We start from the raw sequence: 4,734 nt of genomic DNA on the forward strand, positions 1-4,734 counted from the left end.
TGTGCCGTTCTGGCACAAAACCGCGCGGTCGACGTGCCTACTCTGGCGTATGACTTGTGCCATCGATCAGGGAGACGAGCGGCAATGACCAACGAAATCGACGCCGCAGAAGGCCAGCTGGATATCGGCCGCTACATCGGCAAGCAGGTCCGCAAGTACAGGCGGGTGCGGAGCATGACTCAGCAGGTGCTCGCAGACCGGATCGGCGTGGACCGCACGATGATCAGCCGATGCGAGACCGGGGAGCGCCCGATCGATTCGCGCGACGTGCTCTACCGCCTGGCCGGGGCATTGTCGGTGAGCGTCGGTGATCTGACCGGTCACGCCGACGACAAGGCCAACCCGGCCACGGCCGCGTTCGGTGCGGCGGTGCCCAACATCGAGGGCGCGCTCATGGCGGCCGGGATCACCGATGGTTCCCGCGACCCGCGCCCCCTGGCCGACCTGGTAGCCGACGCACAGCGGGCGCCGAAGATCCTGATGCAGTGCGATTACGCCACCTTGGGCGCGATGCTGCCGGACCTGATCACCGATCTGTACCGGCACGCCACCGGAGGCGGTGACGACGCCGAAGCAGCATGGCAGGCGCTCATCCCGGTGACGTTCTCCGCCGGGCTGAGCACCAAGCTGCTGGGCTACACCAGCTTGGCCTGGATCGCGGCCCAGGCATGTGAGCGAGCGGGCAACGTTGCCGACGATCCGGTCGGCCAAGCCGGGGCACAGTATCTGTTGGCACAGACCCTGCTCACGCAACCGGGTGCAGCGGCGGCGTCGCTGGCGCAGTCGGCCGGCGCCGCCGACCGGCTCCAGTCCAGCCTGACCACCGACGCCGGATTGCAGATGTACGGAATGCTGCACCTGCACGCGGGATTGACCGCGGCCGCGATGGGGACAGACCCGTCCGAACATTTGGCCGAGGCCATCGAGACCGCGACCCGCACCAGTGAGCACGGTGATGCGTTCCAGCTGAACTTCGGCACCCAGAACGCCAACATCTGGGCAATGTCGATCGCGGTTGAACAGCGCGACGGCGGCAAAGCGATCGAGGCAGCCCGGCTGATCACACCCGATGCGATCCCAACCGAGGACCGACGCGCTCGGTACTTCGTCGACTTGGGCCGCGCCTACGCCCTTGAACGGAAGTACCCGGAGTCATTGTCGGCGCTGCTGCGCGCCGAATACACCGCCCCGCAACACGTTCGGGCGATGCCCCAGGTGCGGGAGCTGGTCGGGGCGATGCTGCGCAAGGCGCGTCGCGATGTGATGACCGGCGAACTCGGCCGCCTGGCCGACCGCGTCGGGGCCGCCTGACCTCGGATTTCACCCGGACACGAAAATGGCCACCTGCACTGTGCAGGTGGCCATTTTCGTGTCCGGGTGAGGCTAGAGGACTTCCGGGATCAGCAGCCCGGTCAGCAGCCCTTTCAAGGCGGCGGCGGTGGGCATTCCGCTGTCGCCGCTGATGCACATCATCCGCAGCGCGCTGTCCTCGTCCTCGACGATCACCGACGCGTCGCCGACCGGGCCGCGTTGCTCCCAGCTGGGCAGCAGCCGCACGGTCACCTGGCGGCCGTTGCGGGTCAAGTCGATGCTGAAGTCGCCGTCGTAGGCCGGGGCGACCGTGACGCCGTGGGTGGTTGCCCAGGCCCTGATCGTGTCGTGCAGTGCCACGATGCGCCGGTTGTAGGCGTCGTGGATCAGTTCGATGTCGCTCATCGGCCTACCTCTTCGATCTGGTCGCGCCAGCTGGTCACGCTCGCGCGGGCGACGTGCAGCGGCTCGGTGATGTCGAGGACATTGCGGAAGCTCACCGCGCCATCGCTGAACTCGGGGATCTGGATGCGGACGTTCACGATCTCGGTGTCCGGTGCGGGCAGGTCCGACAGGTCGGCCAGGACCCGCACAGCGGCGCGGGCGCGGCGGTCGCCGGGCTCGGCCACCAAAGTCAGCCGGTAGCCGACAGATTCGGCATCGTTGGTCATCGGTTCGCCTTTCGATGTGCTCATCAGGTGTTCGGGGCGGGCCAGGGGGATCACCAGTAACCGGCCACGGGCATCCGCCGCACCACCCGGCCGTACCAGGTGCGCACGATCAGCCACCGCTCACCGAAGCTGTTGGAAACCACCCGGTGTCGGCCACCACGCGGCACCACCACCGCGCGCTTGCCGGGATCACCGAACCGCGGTTGCACATACACGAGCTTTTCGGTCATCAAGTCCTCCAAGAGGGTTGAGGTCCGCGCGGGGCATGTTGCTGATGTCCCGCGCGGACCGAGGTTGACGTGGGGGGTCAGTTGCTCCAGAGCATGTGCATGTGGCCGTCGTTGTCGCGCCAGGTCAGGCGCTCGGCGACCGCGCGGGTCAGGAATCCGCGGATCGCGCCGACCACGCCCTTGCGGTCGGCGGGCCGGTAGCCGTCCTCGATCGCGCCCGCGCCGCCCTGCATCTCGATGTCGAGAGCTTCGACCAGGGCCTGTGCGTGCAGCGCGGCCGCCTTCGCCTGGTCGTAGATGAACTCGACCGACGATCCGGAGGCGAGCGCGACCACGGTCTTGATCAGGTCGGCGGCAGCCTCGGTGATCACCGGGTCGATGGCCGGAAGGTCGACAGCGTCGAACAGGTGATAGCAGGCACCGCACTGGAATTCGCCGGGCACGCTGCCGGTCGCGGTGGCCGCGCCGTCGCACTTCGGGCAGATCGTCGAGGCGTTCTCGGTGGTGTTGGTCATGACACCAGCATACCCGCAAAACTTCATTTGATCTATAAGAAGTTTTGCGGGTTACATGTCGGATTGCCTATCGATAGCCAGATTGATCCGGAGGCCTTTGCCGGCGGTGGCATCTGCGCAGGTCATCGCTTCGGAAGCTCTCTCGCTGAACGTTCGCCGCAATCCCCGTACCCCGTTTCGGGTACCGGGGAATTGGGGCATCGGTACCCGATTCGGGAATGATCGTGAGCGGTCCCGGCCAGGTTGCTGCTGGCCGGGACCGCTCACAGGCCGGTCACACGCTCAGATGTGGGCCGGGGCGGTGCACTCGCACCGGACGGCGGGCTCTACCGGCGAACCATCCGCGCCGAGCAGCCAGCCGTCGCCACGGCAGCGGCCGCAATCTGGACTCGGGTCGCGGCGAGCACCCGGCCGATCGAACAAGGCCGGGCCGAGGTCGGGCTTCTTCTTCGGTCGCCTTCCCATGATCATCTCCAGAGTCTCGTTTTCGGGGCCTAGACGGCACGCTGGGCCGCTAAATCAGCCAGCTAGGGAAGTAGTGGCGGAATCAGGCTCTGAGGGCTCTACGAGGCACTGAGCCGGTCGGGTGACTCGGGATCGGATCTTGCTCGGGAACTTGCCGCGCACCTGGGCCATCACCGCTTCTCTGACCGAGGTTTCACCATGCAGCTGCAAATTCGACGCGGGAGGCTGCAATTTCGCGCGCGCGGTCTGTTGGTTACGTGTTTGCGCGAGTTGATCGGTGACCACTTCGTCAACGCGCCCAGCGGTTAGATCCGCTGGGGGGTTCGGGGGGGGCGGCGGATTGCCTCCCCCGCGGACAGTTTCAAGGACAGGTTTCTTCTTACTGTTTTGGGGGACTCTGAGTCCCCCCGCGACCGGACTCTGAGTCCCCCCGCGACCGGACTCTGAGTCCCCCCGTTCCCAACTGTGGGAATAGTCTGGCGTGGTCTCGGACGGGGGGACTATCAGTCCTCCCGTGGACGTTTCCGCAGGTGAGGGGGTCGTTGTGGCGGTGGACTGCTGCTTGCGTCGTTCGGGCCGCTCTTTGCCCTTGTCGGAACGGCGCGACTTCTCCGGCGCGGGTCGGATGGCGGGGCGATTCTCCGAGGTCAGCGGCGCGCGGCCTGCTGCTTCTCGCTCCTCGTTGATGTCGGCGACCATTTGCGCCGAGTACCACTCAAGCGGCACGAGGATGTCGTACAGCTTCGGCCGGTTGTCGGCGCGAATCTTGCGGTGCTTCTGGGCTCCGGGGGAGGTCGGATCACCAGGTGCGAGCAACCCGCGATCCACCATTGCCTGAATGTGGCGAGTGACCGTCTTGGGGTCGCAGTGGCACGACGCGGCCAGCTTCTTGATGGACTGGAAGACGCCGCATCCGTCGCGGTCGGCGCGGCCCGCCATGACGGTCAGAATGTGGCTCTCGTAGATGTTCGCGGTCGGGGCCTGGCTGGTCACCCAATCGACAACGTAGAAGCTCACCAGGCCACCGCCTGGCGCGCGACGCGCACAGCGCTCGCAACGCGACGCGCCGAGACGATTCCAGGAAGGTCCGGCAGCGGCCGGGCGAGGGTGGTCAGTTGGCGCTGACCGGGACGAATGATGCTCATGGTCACCCCTTTCGGGTTGGCCAAAAGCTGAGGTCCGTTCGATCTGGGGCGAGTCGGGATGACACTCGTCCGACCCCACCTGTATCTTCAGACCGCAGGCTTTGGCTTGGGACCCGCCCCTCTCGACCGCGTTGCCAAACGAGACGAGAGGGGAACGGGTATTTTTTTGTCTTCATGCGGGTGAAGCTCGGCCCCGCGCCGCCCACCCTTCCATAAATCACAGTGGTGTAGTTCTTGGCGCGCCGAGACCCACTCGCGGTGTGGAATCCGGTTGCGAAGTCGGAAAACCCCCGCCCCAAATGGCGTTTTGGAGCGAGGGTTCGGGTCGATTGCAGAGCTGGATCAGAAGCACCCGCCGCACGGGCCTGGCTGGCTGATCAGGTCGTTGTAGACCTCG

7 protein-coding genes are annotated in these 4,734 nt (G+C 66.2%); 1 reads left to right on the plus strand and 6 read right to left on the minus strand.

The window, feature by feature from the left end; genetic code table 11:
* Positions 1-84: 84 nt before the first annotated feature.
* Positions 85-1,311 (plus strand): helix-turn-helix transcriptional regulator, encoded by a 1,227-nt coding sequence (locus AB0J47_RS42080; RefSeq protein ID WP_364360257.1) that lies wholly within the window; start codon positions 85-87, stop codon positions 1,309-1,311.
* A gap of 72 nt (positions 1,312-1,383) precedes the next feature.
* Here the strand turns inward: AB0J47_RS42080 and AB0J47_RS42085 are convergent, their stop codons facing one another.
* The 6 genes from AB0J47_RS42085 to AB0J47_RS42110 all read right to left on the minus strand — a co-directional run bounded on the left by AB0J47_RS42085 (position 1,384) and on the right by AB0J47_RS42110 (position 4,337).
* Complete coding sequence (locus AB0J47_RS42085) at positions 1,384-1,716, minus strand: hypothetical protein (protein ID WP_364360260.1); 333 nt, start codon at positions 1,714-1,716, stop codon at positions 1,384-1,386.
* Positions 1,713-1,982: a hypothetical protein gene (locus AB0J47_RS42090; RefSeq protein ID WP_364360263.1), complete on the minus strand. Its 270-nt coding sequence runs from the start codon at positions 1,980-1,982 to the stop codon at positions 1,713-1,715. Before AB0J47_RS42090 ends, AB0J47_RS42085 begins: the two co-directional genes overlap by 4 nt.
* Before the next feature lie 50 nt (positions 1,983-2,032).
* Positions 2,033-2,212 (minus strand): hypothetical protein, encoded by a 180-nt coding sequence (locus AB0J47_RS42095; protein WP_364360266.1) that lies wholly within the window; start codon positions 2,210-2,212, stop codon positions 2,033-2,035.
* Positions 2,213-2,289: 77 nt separating this feature from the next.
* Positions 2,290-2,727, minus strand: a complete 438-nt coding sequence (locus tag AB0J47_RS42100) for a hypothetical protein (RefSeq protein WP_364360269.1) — start codon at positions 2,725-2,727, stop codon at positions 2,290-2,292.
* A gap of 519 nt (positions 2,728-3,246) precedes the next feature.
* Complete coding sequence (locus AB0J47_RS42105) at positions 3,247-4,209, minus strand: hypothetical protein (protein ID WP_364360272.1); 963 nt, start codon at positions 4,207-4,209, stop codon at positions 3,247-3,249.
* Positions 4,206-4,337 (minus strand): hypothetical protein, encoded by a 132-nt coding sequence (locus tag AB0J47_RS42110; protein WP_364360275.1) that lies wholly within the window; start codon positions 4,335-4,337, stop codon positions 4,206-4,208. Before AB0J47_RS42110 ends, AB0J47_RS42105 begins: the two co-directional genes overlap by 4 nt.
* Between the last annotated feature and the right edge of the window lie 397 nt (positions 4,338-4,734).

Origin of the sequence: Nocardia sp. NPDC049737 (genome assembly GCF_040674755.1) — a bacterium.
Lineage (GTDB): Bacteria > Actinomycetota > Actinomycetes > Mycobacteriales > Mycobacteriaceae > Nocardia.

What these genes read in the sequence shown, in the direction of transcription:
- AB0J47_RS42080 (WP_364360257.1), top strand. Translation starts at nt 85, where the DNA reads ATGACCAACGAAATCGACGCCGCAGAAGGCCAGCTGGATATCGGCCGC.
- AB0J47_RS42085 (WP_364360260.1), bottom strand. Translation starts at nt 1,716, where the DNA reads ATGAGCGACATCGAACTGATCCACGACGCCTACAACCGGCGCATCGTG.
- AB0J47_RS42090 (WP_364360263.1), bottom strand. Translation starts at nt 1,982, where the DNA reads ATGACCAACGATGCCGAATCTGTCGGCTACCGGCTGACTTTGGTGGCC.
- AB0J47_RS42095 (WP_364360266.1), bottom strand. Translation starts at nt 2,212, where the DNA reads ATGACCGAAAAGCTCGTGTATGTGCAACCGCGGTTCGGTGATCCCGGC.
- AB0J47_RS42100 (WP_364360269.1), bottom strand. Translation starts at nt 2,727, where the DNA reads ATGACCAACACCACCGAGAACGCCTCGACGATCTGCCCGAAGTGCGAC.
- AB0J47_RS42110 (WP_364360275.1), bottom strand. Translation starts at nt 4,337, where the DNA reads ATGAGCATCATTCGTCCCGGTCAGCGCCAACTGACCACCCTCGCCCGG.